Genomic DNA, 19,476 nt, shown 5'->3' with positions numbered 1-19,476 from the left:
CATAGCCAGCGGGTGTCCCGGACGCGCGCAGAGCGCGGCCGGGGGGCCGTCGCGGGTGGGCCCATACTGATCACGGCGGGAACACGAGAGGGGGCTCAGTGGTCCGACAGCGAACGGAATACGACGTCGTGGTGGTCGGCGGCACCGGGGTGGACACGATCGTCCGCGTCGACGCCCTGCCGGTGCCGCCGGCCGACTCGGTCATGGTCGGCCCGATCCAGGAGTGGCCCGGTCACACCGGGGGCAATGTGGCACTCGGCGCCCGCGCGTTGGGGCTCGAGGTGGCGCTGCTCGACTGCATCGGTGACGACTGGACCGGGGCGCGGGTGCGCGAGCGGCTGGCCGAGGGCGATGTGGAGTTCCATCCGGTGATCTCTCCGGCGGGGACCCGCCGCGCGGTGAACCTGGTGGACGCGACGGGCCGGCGGATGTCGTTCTACGACGCCCGTGACCCGGAGGACCTGCGGATGCCGCGGGACTTCTACCTGCCCCGGCTGCGCCGGACCCGCCACGCCCATCTGTCGATCATGAACTTCACGCGATTCCTGTACGACGACATCGAGGCGCTGGGGGTGCCGGTCTCCACCGATCTGCACGACTGGGACGGACTGAGCGACCACCAGCGGGAGTTCGCGCTCCGGTCCGATCTCGTCTTCTTCAGCGCGACCGCGGCGGGCGACCGTGTCCCCGCGCTGATGCGGGAGATCCTGCGCGAGGGCCGGGCCACGACGGTGGTCGCCACGGCGGGCGCGGAGGGCTCCTACCTCCTGACCCGCGGCGGCGAGGAGCCGCTCCACGTCCCGGCGGCCGTGCCGCCCGCGCCGGTGGTCGACAGCAACGGGGCGGGCGACGCGTTCGTCACCGGCTTCCTGTACGGCAGGCTCGACGGGCGGGAGCCGCTGGAGTGCGCCCGGCTGGGCGCGGTCGCGGGCGCCTACGCCTGTACGGCCCCCGGCTCGACGGCCATGATCGGCCGCGCGGAGCTGCTGGGCCCGTAGCCGGGCCCACGCGAGGCGTACAGGCGCCCCGACGCCCGGAGAAACCGGGACTGTCGGGGCGCCTGTGTGTGCGGGACCGTACGGGCTACTTCAGGTGGGGCCCGCGGTGCCGACCCCGCCGGGGCCGTTCACCACGTAGACGCGCATGTCGCCCTTGCCCGGGGCGTCGACGGTGAGCTTGCCGTCGCTGACGACGCGGGCGTCGCCGGTGACGGCGTTCTTCTAGGTGCCGTTGGGGAGCCCCAGACGCCCTTGCCGTTGTCGAACGCGGCCCAGTTCTTGGTCTTCGCGTCGTAGAAGACGGTCGTGGACGACGCGCCCGGCCCGCCCCCGCTCAGAACGGGACGGTCAACTGCGCCTGCACGTACGCCCGCAGCACACCCGCCATGTCGGTCGCGCCGCCGCTGAGGAGCCATTGGGTCTGGAGTCCGTCCATCAGCGCGATCAACTGCTGGGCCGCCTCCTCGGGGGCGATGCCCTCGCGCAGCACGCCCTTGTCGCGGGCCTCCGCGTAGGAGACGGCCGTGCTCAGGACCGAGCCGCGGTACCGCTCCACGAAGTAGGCGTGCGCCGGGTGGTCGGCGGAGGTGGCCTCGGCGGACAGGACGCAGAACAGCTCGACGATGCCGCGCCGCTGGGCGTTCAGCGCCGCGAGGTCGACCAGGCGGCGCAGCCGGTCGACGCCGGTGGGCCGGCCCGCCTCCAGCCACTCGCCGTCCACGGCGTCGCGGTGTTCGAGGACCGCGAGCAGCAGGGACTGCTTCGTCGGGAAGTGGTGCAGCAGTCCGGGATGCGAGATGCCGCAGCGGGTGGCGATCACCCGCAGCGAGGCGCCCCGGTAGCCGGCCTCGCCGAACATGGCCATGGCCTGGTCGAGGATCTCCTCGCGTTTGGCCCGGCCCTTGGCGTAACCCCGCCGCTCCTCGCCGGTCACTCGGCACGCTCCGCGGTCACGTCGGCCGGCCCCGCTGGGTTCGCTCGCATACCCACATACTTACCACTCGGTCGGGATTGAGCGTACGGTGGTCCCCGGCGGCCACCGGAGCGCGGCCTCCGCGTACCGCCCGATGAGAACGTCGCCGACGTCGTGAAAGGAACTCCTGTGGGCTCCTCCCTGCCCTATCTCGACCCCCGCCTGTCCGTGCCGGAGCGCGTCGCCGACCTGGTCGGCCGGATGACGCTGCCCGAGAAGGTCGGCCAGATGCTCCAGCTGAACGCCAAGGACGGGGTGCGGCACCTCATCGAGGACATGCACGTGGGGTCGATCCTGCACGCCTCGCCCGAGCGCGTCCTGGAGGCGGCCGAGCTGACCGGGCGGACCCGGCTGCGCATCCCGCTCCTGGTGGCCGAGGACTGCATCCACGGGCACTCGTTCTGGGAGGGCGCCACGATCTACCCCACCCAGCTCGGCATGGCCGCGAGCTGGGACCCGGAGCTGCTGGAACGCGTGGCGCGGGCGACGGCGGTGGAGGTCGCGGCGACGGGCGTCCACTGGACGTTCTCGCCGGTGCTGTGCATCACCCGGGACCTGCGCTGGGGGCGGGTCAGCGAGACGTTCGGCGAGGACCCGTTCCTCATCGGTGAACTGGCCTCGGCGATGGTGCGCGGATACCAGGGCGAGGGGCTGGACGACCCGACGGCGGTCCTGGCGTGCGCCAAGCACTTCGCCGGCTACTCCGAGACCCAGGGCGGCCGGGACGCGAGCGAGGCCGACATCTCGCGGCGCAAGCTGCGCTCGTGGTTCCTGCCGCCGTTCGAGCGGGTCGCCCGGGAGGGCTGCCGTACGTTCATGCTCGGGTACCAGTCGATGGACGGCGTTCCCGTCACGGTCAACAACTGGCTGCTGAACGAGGTGCTGCGCGGCGAGTGGGGCTACACCGGAACCCTGGTGACCGACTGGGACAACGTCGGCCGCATGGTGTGGGAGCAGAAGGTGTACGCGGACCACGCGCAGGCGGCTTCCGCCGCGGTCCGGGCGGGCAACGACATGGTGATGACGACGCCGGGCTTCTTCGACGGTGCGCAGGAGGCGGTCGCGGCGGGCCGGCTCGGCGAGGCGGAGATCGACGCGGCGGTCGCGCGCATCCTGACGCTCAAGTTCGAGCTGGGCCTGTTCGAGAACCCGCGCCATCCGGACCGGGCCCGGCAGTCGGCGGTCATCGGCAGTGCGGCCCACACCGAGCTGAACCTCGAAGCGGCCCGCCGCTCGCTGGTGCTGCTGGCCAACGACGGCACCCTGCCGCTGGACGGCGGCTACGAGGCGGGCGCGGACGGGCGCGCGGTCGCGGATGCCGGTGCGCCGGCGCGTACGGTCGCGGTGATCGGGCCGAACGCCGACGACGCGCAGACCCAGCTCGGGGACTGGGCGGGGTCGTCGGGGCAGGCGGACTGGCTGCCGGACGGTCATCCGCGCGCCATGATCCGTACCGTGCTCGACGGGTTTAGGGAGCATGTGCCCGCCGGCTGGTCGGTCACCCACGCGCGCGGGGCCGACATCCTGACGGTGGGCCCGGACCCGGAGGGGGCCTTCTTCCCGGACGGGCAGCCCCGGCCCGAGATCGTCGTCCCGGCCGAGCCGTCCGAGGCCCTGATCGCCGAGGCGGTCGCCGCTGCCGAGGCCGCCGACCATGTCGTCGCCGTGGTGGGCGACCGCATCGAGCTGATCGGTGAGGGGCGGTCGACCGCGACCCTGGAGCTGATCGGCGGGCAGATCGCGCTGCTGGACGCGCTCGCCGAGACGGGCAAGCCGTTCACCGTGGTGGTCATCAGCTCGAAGCCGCTCGTGCTGCCGCCGTCCGCGTACCGCGCGGCGGCCATCGTGCACGCGTTCAACCCGGGCATGGCCGGCGGCCGGGCGGTGGCGGAGCTGGTGCTCGGCCTCGTCGAGCCGTCCGGTCGGCTGCCCGTGTCCTTCGCGCGTCACGCGGGGCAGCAGCCGACGTACTACAACCAGCTGCGCGGCCAGCACGGCACGCGGTACGCGGATCTGACGCAGCGGCCGGCGTTCGTGTTCGGCGAGGGTCTCAGCTACACGACCGTGGCCTACTCGGACCTGGAGGTGCTGACCGATGTCCTGGGCGCGGCCGACACGCTGCGGGCGCGCGTCGTCGTCAGCAACACCGGTGAGCGGCCGGCGCTGGAGACCGTGCAGGCGTATGTGAGCGACACGGTCACGTCGGTGACGTGGGCGGAGAAGGAGCTCAAGGCCTACCGCCAGATCGCGCTGGCGCCCGGTGAGTCGCGCGAGGTCGTCATCGAGCTGCCGGTGGCCGCGTGCAGCCTGGTGGACGCCGAGGGCCGCCGGGTGGTCGAGCCCGGCGCCTTCGAACTCCTCGTCGGCCCGTCGTCGCGCGACGACGACCTGCTTCGGGCGGGCTTCACCGTCAAGGGCTGACAGCCGTGGGCGGGCGGCCGGGTGCTCAGGGGCCCGGCCGCCCGCCGCCGCGCAGCCGCTCCAGGTCCGAGGGGCGCACCTGGATGACGAACAGCGCGATGAGCGCGGCGGCGAGGGCGAAGGCCGCGGCGGCGAGGAAGGCGGTGGAGACGCCCGAGGCCAGGACCTGGTCGCCCCACCGGCCCGGAAGCTGTCCGGTCCTGCGGAACTGCGCCAGCTGCGCCGGTGTCGCCTCGGCCATGAACTTCGGCACCTGGTCGGTCGCCTCGTCGCGGCCGGCCGTGCCGAAGACCGTGACGAGGATGGACAGGCCGAGCGATCCGCCCACCTGCTGCGTGGTGTTGAGGATGCCGGAGGCCGCGCCGGCCTCGTGGGAGGCCACCCCGGAGAGCGCCATAAGCGTCAACGAGACGAACTGAAGGCCCATGCCGAGGCCGAACACCAGCACCGGCCCCAGGAGACTGCCCAGGTACGAGCTGTGGACATCGGTCTGCGTGAGCCAGCCCAGGCCCACCGCCGCGAGCACGGCCCCGGTCACCATGAAGGGCTTGGGGCCCCAGCGCGGCAGCAGCCGGGAGGTGAACCCGGCGCCGATCGCGATGATCACGCTGACCGGCAGGAAGGCGAGGCCTGTGCGCAGCGGGCTGAAGCCCAGGATGTTCTGCACGAACAGGGTCAGGAAGAAGAACATCCCGAACATCGCCGCCGCGAGGCTCAGCATCATCCCGTAGGTGCCCGCGCGGTTGCGGTCACGGAACATCCACAGCGGGGTGATGGGCTGCCGGGACCGGCTCTCGATGGCGATGAACAGCCCGATCAGCACCACGGCGGCGGCGAACGCGGCCAGGGTGAGGATTTCGCTCCAGCCCTCCTCGGAGGCGCGGATGAAGCCGTAGACCAGGCACACCATGCCGAGCGTCGCCGTGAGGGCGCCGATGACGTCGAAGTGCCCCGGGTGGCGCTCGGACACCCGGATGTAGCGGCGGGTGGCGAGCACGATCAGCGCGCCGATGGGCACGTTGACGAAGAAGATCCACCGCCAGTCCAGCCACTCCACCAGCAGGCCGCCTGCGAGCAGCCCGATGGCGCTGCCGCCCGCCGACACGGCCGCGAACACGCCGAACGCCCTGTTGCGCTCGGGTCCTTCGCGGAAGGTCGTCGTGATGAGGGAGAGCGCCGTTGGCGAGGCGATCGCTCCTCCGACGCCCTGGAGGGACCGGGCGGCGAGCAGTTGCCAGGACTCCTGGGAGAGGCCGCCGAGCAGCGAGGCGAGGACGAAGAGGGCGACGCCGGTCATGAAGATTCTGCGGCGGCCGAGTATGTCGCCGAGCCGCCCGCCCAGCAGGAGCAGTCCGCCGAACGTCAGCGTGTAGGCGTTGATCACCCAGGACAGGTTCTCGGTGGAGAAGCCCAGCGCGGTCTGGATGTGCGGTAGGGCGATGTTCACGATGGTGACGTCGAGGACCACCATCAGCTGGCAGGAGCAGATGACGAGCAGGGCGACCCCGCCGCCTCGCCCCTCCCGAGGGGTTTGGGTGGCCTGCTGGGATGTCGCGTGGGAGCCCGTCATCGGTTCATCGGCCGCTCGTGCCGTCAGTGAACGTGGCCGTTCACTCCCCCGACGTTAGACCTGCCCGCGTACCGTCGCCAATCGATCTCCGGGTACGGCGGACGGGTGCCGGTGTCGGCGGTCCGGGACCGCCGACACCGGTCGGAACTCACTCGAACGCTGCCGCCGCCTCCTTCAGCGCCGCCGCCACCGCCTCCGGGGAGTCGGGTCCTGGCTCGCCGGGGGTGTAGGTCACCGATCGCAGCCGGCCCCGGTAGCGGAAGGAGCGGTGGCGCTCGAACAGCGGCCAGGAGACGGGTGACTTGCGGTCGACACCGACGCTGATGCCCTGGAAGGGGGCCATCCCGATGAGCTGGTGGACGCTGGGAGGGGACGCCCTTTCCTCGCCGTCGACGCCGACGGTGAAACTCCAGCGCAGCCCCGCTTCCGCCGTGGCCGCGAGGACGACGAGGTGTTCACCGGGCGCCAGGGGACCGGCGTCGCTCTCGTGGAGCACGCCGTACTCGTTGTACGCGAGGTGCAGGCGGCCGTCCTCGACGTACAGGCTGTAACCGCCGCCCTGGTCGCCGTGGGACACGAGCACCCCCTCCCCCGTCTCCTCGATCGCGACGGCGATCTCGAAGGAGCGCAGGGCGACCAGCCGCGAGGAGCGGTAGCGCTCCAGCTCCGGGGTGCCCGGCAGCAGGGTCAGCGGGCGCGTGAGGCGCCGCTCGGCCGGGTTGCGCCGGGCGAGCGCCCCGCTGCCGTCGGGGAGCGGGAAGACGCCGTTGCGCCAGGCGGCCTGCTCCCAGGCGGCGGAGAGTTCCTTGACCAGGCCGGGGTGTGCGGCGGACAGGTCGTGGATCTCGGTGGGGTCGGTCCTGATGTCGTAGAGCGCCCACTCCGCGTCGTCGTAGGGCGTGCCGGGCCGGTGGAGGGTGACGAGTTTGCGGCCGTCCCGGTAGTAGCTGCGGTTGCCGGTCATCTCGCAGTACTGCTCGGGGTGGGTGGAGGCGTGTCGCGGGTCGGCGAGGACCGGGGCGAGGCTGACGCCGTCCGGCTCCTGGAGCGTGATACCGCGCCGCTGTTCCGGCCGCTCCAGGCCGGCCAGTTCCAGCAGGGTCGGGGCGATGTCGGTGACGTACTGGTACTGCGGGCGCAGCCCCGGGGTGAGCCGGCCCTCACGCGCGCCCCTCGGCCACGACAGTACGAAGGGCACGCGGACCCCGCCCGCGTAGGTGTGCCCCTTGTAGAGGCGGAAGGGGGTGTTGGAGGCCATGCCCCAGCCGCGCGGGTAGTGCACCAGGCTGCGCGGGCCGCCGATGAGCTCGGGGTCGCGGTCGACGTCGGGGGTCCAGTCGCCGGGCAGGGCGGGGTGGTGGACGAAGCGGCTGAAGTAGGAGCGGGTGCCCTCGGCGCCGCCCTCACCGGTGCCTCCGTTGTCGGAGGTGAAGACGATGATGGTGTTGTCGAGTTCGCCGAGGGCGTCGAGGGTGGCGGTGAGCCGGCCGAGGTTCTGGTCGATGTTGTCGACGAGTGCCGCGTACACCTCCATGTAGCGGGCGTACAGGCGCTGTTGCTCCTCGGTGAGGCTGTCCCAGGCGGGTACGTCGAGCCCGGCCTCGCTGTTGCGTTCGGGGAGTTCGGTGCCGGGCGGGAAGAGGCCGTCGGCGAGCTGGGCGGCGAAGCGGCGCTCGCGCAGCGCGTCCCAGCCCTCGTCGTAGCGACCCCGGTGGCGGGCGATGTCCTCCTCCTTGGCCTGGAGGGGGCCGTGGACGGCGTTGTGCGCGAGGTAGAGGAAGAAGGGCTTGTCCGGGTCGTGGGCGCGCAGCGACTTCACCATGGAGATCGCCTGGTCGGTGATGTCGTCGGTGTAGTAGTAGTCGTCGGGGAACTCGTCGATGTCCAGCGGGCTGTTGTCGCGGACGAGCTGGTGCGGGTGGAAGAGGCTGGTCAGGCCCTCCAGGACGCCGTAGTACTGGTCGAATCCCTTGCGCAGCGGCCAGTTGTCGCGGTCGTCGGCGGCGTTGGAGGCGGAGTCGCGGACCAGGTGCCATTTGCCGACGGCGTAGGTGGCGTAGCCGGAGTCGTGGAGGAGTTCGGCGAGGGTGGGGATGTCGTCGGCGATCTCCATGCCGTAACCGGGGAAGCCCGGGTCGGAGTTGGCGACCATGGCGTAGCCGACGCGGTGCGGGTTGAGGCCGGTGAGGAGGGCGGCGCGGGCCGGGGAGCACAGCGGCATGGTGTGGTAGTTGCTCAGGCGTACGCCGTCCTCGGCCAGGGCGTCGAGGGTGGGCGTGTCGATCTCGGAGCCGAAGGGACCGATGTCGCTGTAGCCCATGTCGTCGATGAGGACGACGACGATGTTGGGGGCCTTCTCGCCCGGGGTGCGGGGTGCCGGCCAGGCCGGTTCGGAGGCGGCGAAGGTGCGGCCGATCCGGCCGGGGAAGCCGTCGTAGGGGTCGCGGCGGGTGCTGGTGGTCATCGGCGGGAGGCTCCGTCGTGGGTCGGGGCGGGCGGGGGCAGGTGGGGGGCGAGGTCACGGGCGCAGCGGAAGCCGCCGTGGCCGGTGGAGGAGTCGGGGGTGTTGTGGGAGCGGGCGGCGACGCGGTAGCGGTTGCAGTACGAGGCGTGGCACAGGTAGGAGCCGCCCCGGATGACGCGTTCACCGGGTCCGAAGGCGTCGGCGCACCACTCCCAGACGTTGCCGGAGGTGTTGTGGAGGCCGTGGCCGTTGGGGGCGTACGCGGTGACGGGCACCGTGCCCGTGCGGCCGCCGGGCCGCTCGGAGCGGTGCGGGAAGGTGCCGCGCCAGATGTTGCACATCTCGCGCCCCTCGGGGGCGAGTTCGTCGCCCCACGGATAGCGGGCGCCGTCGAGTCCCCCGCGGGCCGCGTACTCCCACTCGGCCTCGGTGGGCAGGCGCAGCCCGGCCCAGTCGCAGTAGGCGCGGGCGTCGTCGTGGGAGATGTGGACGACGGGGTGGTCGGCCCGGTCCGCGACCGAGGAGCCCGGCCCCTCGGGGAAGTTCCAGCAGGCGCCCTCGACACCGAGCCACCAGGGCGCGCCGGGCACCCGCCCGATGACATGGCGCGCGGCGGCCGGGGCGAGGAGCAGGTGGAAGACGTAGGAGCTGCCGTACCGTTCGGCGTCGGTGCGGTAGCCGGTGGCATCCGCGAAGAGGGCCCAGTCGGCGTTGCTGACGGCGGTGGTGTCGATGGCGAAGGGGGCCACGGTCACCTCGCGCACCGGGCCTTCACGGTCGGCGGGGTAGCCCTCGCCGAAGGCGTCGCCCATCCGGAAGACCCCGCCGGGCAGTTCGGCCATCGCCCGGTGCGCGACGGCCGGCAGCGGGGCCGTCCGGCGTGCCGACGGCGGGGGCAGTACGCCGGTGCAGGGGCGGCCGGGTGTGCAGCACGCGCTCACGCGAGGGCTCCCGTCTTCTCGGGGTGCTCGGCACGGGCCGCCGGGGGTACGGGTTCGGGCGCCGCCGCGAGCAGGGCGCGGGTGTACGGGTCGCGGGGGTGCTCGCAGACGTCGTCGGCGCTGCCGGTCTCCACGATCCGGCCCCGGTGCATGACGGCGATGCGGTGGCTGACCTGCCGGACGACCGCGAGGTCGTGGGCGATGAAGACGAGGGACAGGCCCAGGTCGCGCTGGAGGTCGGTGAGCAGGCCGACGATCTGCGCCTGGACGGACACGTCGAGTGCGGAGACGGGTTCGTCGCAGATGAGGACGGAGGGTTCGGGGGCGAGGGCCCGGGCGATGCCGATGCGCTGACGCTGGCCGCCGGAGAAGGAGCGCGGGTGCCGGCCGGCGACGGCGGGGTCGAGGCCCGCCAGTTCCAGGAGTTGCGCGACGCGCGCCCGGCGTGCGTCGCGGTCGCCGATGCCGAACGCGATCAGGGGCTCGGCGACGATCTCGCCCACCGTCATGCGGGGGTTGAGTGAGGCATAGGGGTCCTGGAACACCATCTGTACCTGGCGGCGCACCGCGTGCAGCGCCCGCCGGGAGGGCCGGGTGACGTCCTGGCCGCGCAGCCGCAGGGTGCCGCCGTCCGACGGGTGGGCGTGGGCCAGCACCCGGGCCAGGGTCGACTTGCCGGAGCCGGACTCGCCGACGATGCCCAGGGTCTCGCCCTCCGCGAGGGTCAGCGACACCCCGTCGAGCGCCGGTGCCCCTCGCTTCCGGGAGCCGCGTCCCCCGTACGTCTTGGTCAGGCCGTCCGCCTCCAGGACGACCGCGCCGGGTGCGGGACGGTCGATGCGGGCGGGCGGGGCGGGTGCCGGCAGGGGTTCGGTGCGGACGGCGGCGGGGAGGCAGGCCACCCGTACGCCTGAGGCCACCGGCGCGAGCGGCGGGGTGGCGGTGAGGCAGCGGTCCTCGACCAGGGTGCAGCGGTCGGCGAAGGCGCAGCCGTCACCGAGCAGTGCGAGGTCGGGCGGGCTTCCGGGGATGCCCGTGAGGCGGGTGCCGGAGGGGGCGGCGAGGCGGGGCACGGCGGCCAGGAGGCCCGCGGTGTAGGGGTGGCGGGGGCGGGTGAGCACTTCGGCGGTGGGCCCGTCCTCCACGACGGTGCCGCCGTACATGACGAGGACGCGTTCGCAGGCGCGGGCGACGACGCCCATGTTGTGCGTGATGAGGACGAGGGCGGTGCCGGTCTCGCGGTTGAGGTCGGCGAGGAGGGTGAGGATCTGGTCCTGGACGGTGGCGTCCAGGGCGGTGGTGGGTTCGTCGGCGAGGAGGATGTCGGGTTCGCCGGCGAGGGCCGTGGCGATGAGGATGCGCTGGCGCTGGCCGCCGGAGAACTGGTGCGGGTGGTCGTCGGCGCGGCGGTGCGGCTCGGGGATGCCGACCCGGTCCAGGAGTTCGACGGCGCGGGCGCGGCGTGCGGCCCTGTCGCGGTTGCCGTGGGTGCGGAGCACCTCCTCGATGTGCCGGCCCGCCGTGAGGACGGGGTTGAGGGCGGTCATCGGGTCCTGGAAGATCATGCCGATGCGGGCGCCGCGCACCGCCCGCAGTTCCTCGTCACCCACGGCGGCCAGGTCACGGCCCTCCAGGCGGACCGTGCCGGTGGTGATGCGGCCGGTGCCCGGCAGCATCCGGGTCAGGGCGAGCGCGGTGGTGGACTTGCCGGAGCCGGACTCGCCGACGACGGCCAGGGTCTCCCCCCGGCGCAGGGTGAACGAGACGCCGCGCACGGCGCGCAGCGGCGGCCCGTCGGGGGCGGTGAACTCGATGGAGAGGTCGCGGACCTCCAGCAGTTCCCGGTCGGTCATCGGCGTATCTCCCGGTTGAGCGCCTCGGCGACGAGCGAGAGTCCGAGGACGAGTGCGGTCACGGTGATCAGGGGACCTGCGGCGAAGTGGGGTGCCTGGGCGAGGTAGGGCATGGACTGGCTGAGCACGGCCCCCAGGGTGGGTTCCGGTGGCCGTACGCCGACGCCGAGGAAGCTCATCGCGCCCTCGATGAAGACGGCGACGGTCAGCGAGACGGCGATCTGCACGACGAGGGGGTCGGCCGCGTTGGGCAGGATGTGCCGGACCAGCACCCGGGGCGCCGAACTGCCGCCGACCCGTGCTGCGGTGACGTACTCGCGTTCCCGCTGGACGAGGACCCCGCTCCGCAGCAGCCGGCCGAACACCGGGATTTCGGCGAGGGCGATGACGAGGACGACGGGGATGCGTCCCGGGCCGAGGATCGCGGCGACGGCGAGCGCCAGGATCAGGCCGGGGAAGGCGAGGAGGAGGTCGAAGACGCGCTGGACGACGGTGTCGGCCACCGGGTGGGCGGCGGCGGCCAGGGCGAACAGGCAGCCCAGTGCGGCGCCGCCGGGGACGGCGATCGCGATGATGCCGAGGTCGGTGCGGATGCCGTACAGGACCCGGCTGAGCAGGTCGCGGCCGAGGTCGTCGGTGCCCAGCGGGTGTCCGGGGGCGCCGAGACCGGCGAGGCTCTGGCCGCTCTGGTCGGTGGGCCCGTGTCCGGCGACGAGCGGTGCGAGCAGCCCGGCGAGGACCACCGCGCCGACGAGCACCAGGCCGGTGCGGGCGCCGGCGGTGGACAGGGCGCTGCGGTAGGGGTGGCGGTTGCGGGCCGGGCGGCGCGCCTTGCGGGCGGCCGGGGGCGGCGCGGCGGTGAGGAGGTCGGTGGTCGGGGTCATCAGGGTCACTCCCACCTGATCCGGGGGTCGAGCCAGGCGTAGACGAGGTCGGTGATCAGCTGGACGAGGACGAAGACGGCGACCAGGAGCAGCAGGAGGTCCTGGACGACCGGGTAGTCGCGGCGCTGGAGGCCCTGTTCGGCGAGCTGGCCGAGACCCGGCCAGGCGAAGATCGCCTCGACGAGTACGGCACCACCGAGGAGGTTGCCCACCTGCATGCCGAGCAGGGTGACGACGGGCGGGAGGGCGTTGGGCAGGGTGTGGCGCCACAGCAGCCGGCGCGGGGCGACTCCGGCGGCGCTGGCGGTGCGGATGTAGTCCTCGGCGAGGCCGCGTTCGATGCCGTCCTTCAGGTAGCGGCCGAGTACGGCGGCGCTGGGCAGCGCCAGGCAGAGCGCCGGCAGCACCAGGTACTGGGCGGCGAGGTCGGGGGCGGTCAGGAAGGCGACCCGGCCGCCGGGCGGCAGCACCGGGAGGGCGACGGCGAGGAGCAGGACGAGCAGGACGCCGCTGACGAAGGGCGGCACGGCCAGGGCGGCGGTGGTGGTCACGCGGACGGCGGCCCTGAGCCAGCGGCTGCGCGAGGTGGCTCCCAGCACGCCGAAGGCCGTACCGAGCACGATCACGAACAGGAGCGCGGCCACGGTGAGTTCGGTGGTGGCGCCGAGCCCGTCACCGATGAGGTCGGCGGTCTGCCCGCCGATCGCGTACGACGGTCCGAGGTCGGCGGCCAGGAGGGAGCCGATCCAGTGGGCGTACTGGGTGAGCAGGGGCGCGTCCAGGCCGAGCCGGTCGCGGATGGCGGCGACGGTCGCCGCGTCCGCGTCGGGCCCGGCGAGGGTGGTGGCGGGGTCGCCGGGGACCAGCCGGAGGATGGTGAAGATCAGGAAGGAGGCGGCGAGCAGGACGAGGAGGGCGGACGGCAGCCGCCGGAGCAGGTAGCTGCGCATGTCACACCAGGTAGGCGTTGTCGAGGTTGAGGTAGGAGAACTTGTTCAGCGTCACGCCGTGCAGCCGGTCGGCGGAGACCTGGACCTGCCCGCGCACGACGAGGTCGATGAGGAACGCCTCCTCCAGGAGGATGGAGGAGATCTTCTCGTGCAGGGCGTTGGCGGCCGCCGTATCGGTCTCCGGCTTCGTCCATGCCTCGCGTACGACCTTGGTGTAGGTGGCGGAGCGGTACTTGGAGGTGTTCTTCGCCTCGTTGAAGGGGTACGCGCTCACGGCGAGGGTGGAGGGCTGGACCTGGGCGAATCCGTGTCCCAGGGACCACAGGGCCGGCATGCCCTGCGAGATCAGCTTCTTCTGTGCGGTGGCCCCGTCGGTGGGCTGGAGCGTGACGTGGACGCCGACCTGCTTCAGGTCGTACTGGATGGACTCGGCGATCGCCGTGTCTCCGGGGAGCGCGATGTGGAGCATCGGGAGGTCGAGCCTGGTGTGCCCGGCGGACTTCAGGAGCGCCCGGGCCTTCGCGGGGTCATGGGTGTAGTGGGTGCGGTGGGCCTCGGTGAAGGCGGGCGAGGACTTGGGCCAGGGCGCGGCGGAGGCGAGTCCGTAGCCGCCGAGGGTCTGGGCGACCAGCCGGTCGCGGTCGACGGCCCAGGCGAGTGCCTGGCGGACGGTCCGGTCGTTCAGCGGGGCGACGGTGGTGTTGACGCCGAGGTAGACGGCTCCGGCGCCGGTGTCGTAGTCGCTGATGGTGAGGCCGGAGTCGCCCTTGACGACACCGAGGCTCTTGCCGGGTACGTCGAAGGAGAGCTGGGACTGGCCGGAGCGCAGGGACGAGATCAGCGCGTCGGCCTGGGCTATGACCCGGAATTCGACGCCGTCGAGGTAGGGGCGGCCGGGCTGCCAGTACGTGTCGTTGCGGGTGAGGCTCAGGCCGGAGCCGGGGCTCCACTTCTTCAGCTCGAACGGGCCGGTTCCGATGAGCTTCTTGCCGGCGACGGCGTCCTCGACGCTCTCCGAATCCGCGATGATCATGAACTCGAACAGGTCGAAGAGGTTGTTCACCGGGTGTGCCAGCTTGAGCACCAGCTCGTGGTCGCCGCGCTTCTCGAACCCGGTGACCGTGGCGGCCGTACTGCGCAACTGGGCGGCCCGCACGGGCTTCTGAAGGTTCTTCACGGCGAAGATCACGTCGTCCGCGGTGAACTTGCGGCCGTTGTGGAAGGTGACGTCGTCGCGCAGCCGGAGCGTGATGCTGCGCCCGTCCTCGGCGTATGTCCAGGAGGTGGCGAGCTCGGGTTTCGGGCTGAGCCGGTCGTCGTAGCGGGTGAGGGTGTTGTAGATCAGCCGTTGCTGGAGGGACTGGCCGCTCTGGGAGAACAGCAGGGCGGGGGTGAAGTCGGCGTTGACGGCTAGGTTGAGCACGCCGCCGCGCTTGGGTGCCGCGCTCGTGCCCTGCGGGGTGGACGAGGTGTCGGACACCGCCGAGCGGCAGCCCGCCAGCCCCAGTCCGAGGAGCAGGGCGCCGCCGCCTGCGGCGCGCAGCGTGGAGCGCCGGGACGGTCCGGAGGGCGTGAGGGGGTACAGCTCGGTCATCGATGCCTGCCTGTGACGTGAGGAAGGGTGAAGGTGAGGGCGCGGCGGAGCGCGGGCCTGTATTCGTTCCGCTGCGGGAGAAATGGAGCGACGGCGAGGCGCTGCTCGAAGGGGGTGCCGTACCGGGCCGGGTGGGCGGCGTACGGGATCGGCACGGGAAGGCGGAAGGGAACCCCGTCGGAGCGGGGATGCGCGGCCGGTCAGGCCGTGAGGAGTGACCGGGCCCGGGGAATCCGGCGGTCTCCGGGGAGTACGTGCCCCCGGTGACGTGTCAGCGGGACGCCGGGAGTTGCCGGGGGCAGGCCCTGGGAGCTGCGGTCCGGGTCAGCTGTGGACGGCACAGACCGCGCTGGCCTGTCGACAGAGGTCGACGTGCCTGCGGGAGACGAGGCGCATGTCCGGGTTCACGGGAGCAATATGACAGCGGCTTCGGCGGGCGGTCAACCTGCGTTGTCCGCATCCTGGTACGAAGCGCTTTCCCGCCCGTGGCGGGCGGCTACCGCACGGACGCCGTCAGGGGGTTCCTGAACAGGGGGTTCAGCACGACGGCACCGGCCGCGACGGGCAGGACGGCTGTCCCGGCATGCGGACTGACGATGCGTCCGGGGTCCTGGCAGACGTGCGAGTGGTCGACCGCGGCGCCCTTGATCTCCTCCAGGTACTCGGGGTTGGTGAGGCTGGCGTGCTCGGTGACGACCACCAGGTCCGGGTTGAGGACGTCGAGCAGCAGGGCGGTCGCCCGGCCGACCGCGCGGGCCCGTTCGCGCAGCAGCCGGTCCGCGCGCCGGTCCCCCGCCGCCGCCGCGTCCACCACCAGGAACGCATCGGGCCAGGGCACGATCCCGCGCCGTACGGCCGTCCTCGCCATGGCGGTGTTGGAGACCGTCGCCTCCAGGCAGCCGGACCGGCCGCACGGGCAGACCGCGGTGGAGTCCGGTACGGGCAGGTGCGCCACGTCCCCGGCGCCGGACCCCGGCCCCTGGTGGACCACTCCGGTGATGCCGAGCGCCGCGTCGACCACGTTGCCGATGAACAGGTGGACCAGGCTCCGCCGCGCCTCGGGCCGGCCGAAGAGGATCTCCGACTGGGCGACCGCGCGGGCGTGGTTGTCGACGCGCACCTCGAACCCGTCCAGGCCCCGGGTGAGTTCGGCGGCCAGCGGCCGGCCGGCCCAGCCGAGCGTGGCGTGCCGCACGGCCGTACCCGTGCCGGGGTCGACCCAGCCGCCCAGGGCCGCGCCCACCCCCAGCAGCCGCCGGCCGCCGCGCCCGGTCTCGTCGAGGAAGGCGCGCAGGCTCCGGACGATCAGTGGCGGCAGGTCTCCGGGGGCGATGTCACCGTGCGGGAAGGTGCGCCGGTCGAGCAGCCTGCCGCGCAGGTCCAGCAGCCCGAACGTCGAGGCGGGCACACCGATATGGACACCGGCGACCACAGGCCCGTCGCTCTGCCCCGTGTGCAGGTCGACCGGGATCTGCGGGCGGCCCACCCCGTTGCTGGCGACCAGCTCCGGCAACTCCCTCACCAGGCCGAGGTTGACGAGATCGGTGCACTGGCGTGAGACGGCGGCCTGGCTCAGGCCGGAGTGTTCGGCGATCGCCCGGCGGGCGACGGGTCCGTGGTCGAGGACGGTCCGCAGCACGGTGGCGGCATTGGTCTCGCGCCGTCCGTCGCCGGTGGCGCGGAAGAGGCGGGGGGCGGCAGTCATGGGGCCTTCCTTCGGTCCTGCGCCGGCGGGGCGGTCGCAACGTTACGGCGGCGTGAAATCGCACGGGGCTGGTCACCCGGCTCGGGGACGGTATCCGCCCACTGCCCGGCGCCATGGGCGAACTCCCAGTTCAGGCACGGTTTTTCCCACCTGTCCGGAGGGTCGGCGCCCGCGTGCAGGCGCCGATTGAACCACTGCCGCACGCCCTGCGGGACGCCCGCGGGTGCTTGACGTACGCGGCGGGGCCCTGGAAGTCTCCGGGACATGTTCGCGACGGCACTTCCCGATGCGCGGCCCGCCCGCACCGGTCGCCCCGCAACGCAGCCCCTGTTCCCGGACCTCTGTACCGCCGCCTGACCGGCAGACACCGCACCGCGCTCCCGCTTCGGAGCCCTCTCCCCGCACACAGTCGCTCCGGGCACCGCATCGTCTCCGCCCGTGGCCGCGTCCCGCCCGAATTACTTCCTCTCCAAATTTAATCAGCTCGCCGCCGGTCACGCCGCACGCCCGGCCGAGGCCGAGCGCGTCCTCCCGAAGGGAATCCGTCATGTCCTCCACCACCACCGCCCCCGCTCCCGCCGTCACCGTCCAGAAGCTCGGCGGCCGCATCGGCGCCGTCGTCTCCGGTGTCCGCCTCGGCGGCGACCTCGACCCGGAGACGGTCGCCGCCGTCCGGGCCGCCCTGCTCGCCAACAAGGTGATCTTCTTCCGCGGCCAGGACCACCTGGACGAGGAGAGCCACGAGGCATTCGGCCGGCTGCTCGGCACGCCCGTCGCCCACCCGACCGTCCCGTCGGCGGACGGCCGCTACTCGCTCGGGATCGACTCCGACCACGGCGGCCGGGCCAACCAGTGGCACACCGACGTCACCTTCGTACCCGCCTACCCGGCCTTCTCCATCCTGCGGGCCGTGGTGATCCCCCCGTACGGCGGCAACACCCTGTGGTCCAACACGGCCGCCGCCTACGCGGAACTGCCCGAGCAGCTGCGCACCCTGGCGGACGGTCTGCGGGCCGTCCACTCCAACGACTACGACTACGTGTCGGTGCGCCCCAACGCCCTGCCGGAGGCGCTGGAGAAGTACCGGAAGGTATTCACCTCCACGAAGTTCCTCACCGAGCACCCGGTGGTCCGCGTCCACCCCGAGACCGGTGAGCGCGTCCTGCTGCTGGGCAACTTCGTGCAGCGCGTCAGCGGTCTGACCGGCCACGACTCGCGGACCCTGGTCGACCTGTTCCAGTCCCACATCGAGCGCCCGGAGAACACCGTGCGCTGGGACTGGCAGGTGGGCGACGTCGCCATCTGGGACAACCGCGCCACCCAGCACTACGGCGTGGACGACTCCGACACCCACGAGCGCAAGCTGCGCCGCGTCACCATCGACGGCGACGTCCCGGTCGGCGTCGACGGCCGCTCCTCCACCCTCATCAGCCCCGAAGGCGTGCCGGACCCGTCCTTCGGCATCGCGTCGGGCGCCTCCACCACCGAAGCGCCGGCCGCGTGAACGAGTACTGCGCGGCGCCGCCCGCCGGGGCGCCCCCTCAGGTGATCGTGGTCCTCACCGACCAGCAGCGCTGGGACACGGCCGGTGTGCACGGCAACCGGGCGGGCGTGACTCCCGAGTTCGACCGGATCGCCCGCGAGGGCACCCTGTTCGAGCAGGCCGTCACCCCCAACCCGGTCTGCGCACCGGCCCGTTCGGCGCTGCAGACCGGCCGATACCCGACGTCCACCGGCGTCTTCCGCAACGGGCTGCCGCTCCCCGGGGACATCCCCACGCTCGCCGGGGAGTTCGCGGCGGCCGGGTACGCCACCGGCTACATCGGGAAGTGGCACCTGGCGGGTGACGAGCATCCCGACGGTCCCGTGCCGCCGGGCCTGCGGGGCGGCTACGGCACCTGGCTCGCGTCGGACCGGCTCGAATTCACCTCGGACGCGTACCGCACGGTGGTGTACGACGAGGACGGGGCGCCGGTCCGGCTGCCCGGCTACCGGTCGGACGCGCTGGTCGACGCGGCGATCCGGTTCGTGGCCGACCACCACGACCGGCCCTACCTCCTGTTCCTCTCCCTCCTGGAGCCGCACCACCAGAACCCCACCGACGACTACCCGGCCCCGACGGGCTACCGCGAGCGGTACGAGGGTGCCTGGTTGCCGCCCGACCTGGCCGCGCTCTCCCCGGGGGCCGCGCAGGGCGGAGCCCACCGTCATCTGGCCGGGTACCTCGGGCAGATCAAGCGGGTCGACGAGGGAGTGGGCCGGCTCCGCGACGCCCTGCGGAGCCTGGGTACCGAGGAGAACACGGTCCTGGCGTGGACGGCGGATCACGGCTCCCACTTCCGTACCCGCAACAGCGAGTACAAACGCTCGGCCCACGAGGCGTCGGTCCGAGTCCCGCTCGCACTCACCGGGCCCGGCTTCACCGGCGGCGGCCTCGTCCGGCAGCCCGTCAGCACACTGGACCTGATGCCGACGCTGCTCGCGGCGGCCGGCCTCGCGGTCCCGCCGGGCGTACAGGGGCGATCCCTGCTGCCGCTGACCGGTGGGGGCCGCGATCCCGGCAGGCCGGGTTCCGCGTTCGTCCAGATCAGCGAGGACCGGGTGGGGCGCGCGGTCCGCACCTCGCGGTGGAAGTACGCCGTCCAGGCGCCGGGCGCGGACGCCTGGAACGACCCGGACGCGGACCACTACACGGAGACGGAGCTGTACGACCTGGCGGCCGACCCGTACGAGCTGGACAATCTCGTCGGCCTGGAATCGCACCGCGCGGTCGCCGACGAGCTGCGCCGGGAGCTGCTCGACTGGCTGGAGCGGATCGAGAACGCGAAGCCCGTGGTCGAACGGGCTCCCGCGCGCCCGGCCGGGCAGCGCCGCGCGGAACCGTTCCCGGACGGCACGCCGTGGGAGGGGGTCCGGTTCGGCCATCGCCCGCGTCCGTGACGGGCAGGCGGGCCGGCCTTTCCTCCGCCCCGGGGCCTCGGGCGGAGGAAAGGCCGGCCCGCCTGATAAGATCGTCACGCTTTCAGCGTGTACCGGGGAGACCAGACATGGCAGGCGACGACGACATCTCCGGGTGAGACCCGGAGCCGATAGCCACCGCCGGCGCCCAGGGCGCCGCCGCAG

The 19,476-nt window shown here is 72.9% G+C and carries 14 protein-coding genes; 4 read left to right on the top strand and 10 right to left on the bottom strand.

Going from position 1 to position 19,476, the window contains the following annotated elements; translation table 11 throughout:
* Nucleotides 1–98: 98 nt before the first annotated feature.
* Entirely contained in the window at nucleotides 99–998 is a 900-nt protein-coding gene (locus E6P78_RS13100) for a carbohydrate kinase family protein (RefSeq protein ID WP_136203745.1), read from the top strand.
* 334 nt (nucleotides 999–1,332) lie between these two features.
* Here the strand turns inward: E6P78_RS13100 and E6P78_RS13095 are convergent, their stop codons facing one another.
* Nucleotides 1,333–1,932 carry a TetR/AcrR family transcriptional regulator gene (locus E6P78_RS13095; protein ID WP_136203744.1) on the bottom strand — a complete coding sequence of 200 codons (600 nt, stop codon included), beginning with the start codon at nucleotides 1,930–1,932 and terminating at the stop codon, nucleotides 1,333–1,335.
* A gap of 168 nt (nucleotides 1,933–2,100) precedes the next feature.
* Here E6P78_RS13095 and E6P78_RS13090 point away from each other — a divergent pair, with 168 nt between their 5' ends.
* A complete protein-coding gene (locus tag E6P78_RS13090) occupies nucleotides 2,101–4,392 on the top strand; it encodes a glycoside hydrolase family 3 N-terminal domain-containing protein (protein ID WP_136203743.1) in 2,292 nt (763 codons plus the stop codon).
* Nucleotides 4,393–4,417: 25 nt separating this feature from the next.
* Here the strand turns inward: E6P78_RS13090 and E6P78_RS13085 are convergent, their stop codons facing one another.
* The 9 genes from E6P78_RS13085 to E6P78_RS13050 all read right to left on the bottom strand — a co-directional run bounded on the left by E6P78_RS13085 (nucleotide 4,418) and on the right by E6P78_RS13050 (nucleotide 16,353).
* A complete protein-coding gene (locus tag E6P78_RS13085; RefSeq protein ID WP_136203742.1) occupies nucleotides 4,418–5,962 on the bottom strand; it encodes an MFS transporter in 1,545 nt (514 codons plus the stop codon).
* 148 nt (nucleotides 5,963–6,110) lie between these two features.
* The gene (locus tag E6P78_RS13080; protein ID WP_136203741.1) at nucleotides 6,111–8,426 is read right to left on the bottom strand and encodes an arylsulfatase; all 2,316 of its coding nucleotides are present in this window, start codon (nucleotides 8,424–8,426) and stop codon (nucleotides 6,111–6,113) included.
* A complete protein-coding gene (locus E6P78_RS13075; RefSeq protein ID WP_136203860.1) occupies nucleotides 8,423–9,268 on the bottom strand; it encodes a formylglycine-generating enzyme family protein in 846 nt (281 codons plus the stop codon). Before E6P78_RS13075 ends, E6P78_RS13080 begins: the two co-directional genes overlap by 4 nt.
* A 95-nt stretch (nucleotides 9,269–9,363) precedes the next feature.
* Nucleotides 9,364–11,220 (bottom strand): ABC transporter ATP-binding protein, encoded by a 1,857-nt coding sequence (locus E6P78_RS13070; protein WP_136203740.1) that lies wholly within the window; start codon nucleotides 11,218–11,220, stop codon nucleotides 9,364–9,366.
* Entirely contained in the window at nucleotides 11,217–12,104 is an 888-nt protein-coding gene (locus tag E6P78_RS13065) for an ABC transporter permease (protein WP_136203739.1), read from the bottom strand. The genes E6P78_RS13070 and E6P78_RS13065 overlap by 4 nt, the downstream gene beginning before the upstream one ends.
* Nucleotides 12,105–12,109: 5 nt before the next feature.
* The gene (locus E6P78_RS13060; RefSeq protein WP_136203738.1) at nucleotides 12,110–13,054 is read right to left on the bottom strand and encodes an ABC transporter permease; all 945 of its coding nucleotides are present in this window, start codon (nucleotides 13,052–13,054) and stop codon (nucleotides 12,110–12,112) included.
* Between the two features lies 1 nt (nucleotide 13,055).
* Complete coding sequence (locus tag E6P78_RS13055) at nucleotides 13,056–14,648, bottom strand: ABC transporter substrate-binding protein (RefSeq protein WP_136203737.1); 1,593 nt, start codon at nucleotides 14,646–14,648, stop codon at nucleotides 13,056–13,058.
* Between the two features lie 324 nt (nucleotides 14,649–14,972).
* The gene (locus E6P78_RS34005; RefSeq protein ID WP_346765571.1) at nucleotides 14,973–15,044 is read right to left on the bottom strand and encodes a putative leader peptide; all 72 of its coding nucleotides are present in this window, start codon (nucleotides 15,042–15,044) and stop codon (nucleotides 14,973–14,975) included.
* A gap of 100 nt (nucleotides 15,045–15,144) precedes the next feature.
* A complete protein-coding gene (locus tag E6P78_RS13050; protein WP_136203736.1) occupies nucleotides 15,145–16,353 on the bottom strand; it encodes an ROK family transcriptional regulator in 1,209 nt (402 codons plus the stop codon).
* Between the two features lie 547 nt (nucleotides 16,354–16,900).
* On the opposite strand from E6P78_RS13050, the gene E6P78_RS13045 reads away from it, so the two are divergent.
* Nucleotides 16,901–17,857 carry a TauD/TfdA family dioxygenase gene (locus tag E6P78_RS13045; protein WP_136203735.1) on the top strand — a complete coding sequence of 319 codons (957 nt, stop codon included), beginning with the start codon at nucleotides 16,901–16,903 and terminating at the stop codon, nucleotides 17,855–17,857.
* Nucleotides 17,854–19,293 (top strand): sulfatase-like hydrolase/transferase, encoded by a 1,440-nt coding sequence (locus E6P78_RS13040; protein ID WP_240799187.1) that lies wholly within the window; start codon nucleotides 17,854–17,856, stop codon nucleotides 19,291–19,293. Before E6P78_RS13045 ends, E6P78_RS13040 begins: the two co-directional genes overlap by 4 nt.
* Nucleotides 19,294–19,476 lie beyond the last annotated feature (183 nt).

It is taken from the genome of Streptomyces sp. A0958 (genome assembly GCF_004795035.1).
In the GTDB taxonomy this organism is placed as follows: Bacteria; Actinomycetota; Actinomycetes; order Streptomycetales; family Streptomycetaceae; genus Streptomyces.
This window is presented reverse-complemented; position numbering and strand designations above follow the sequence as displayed.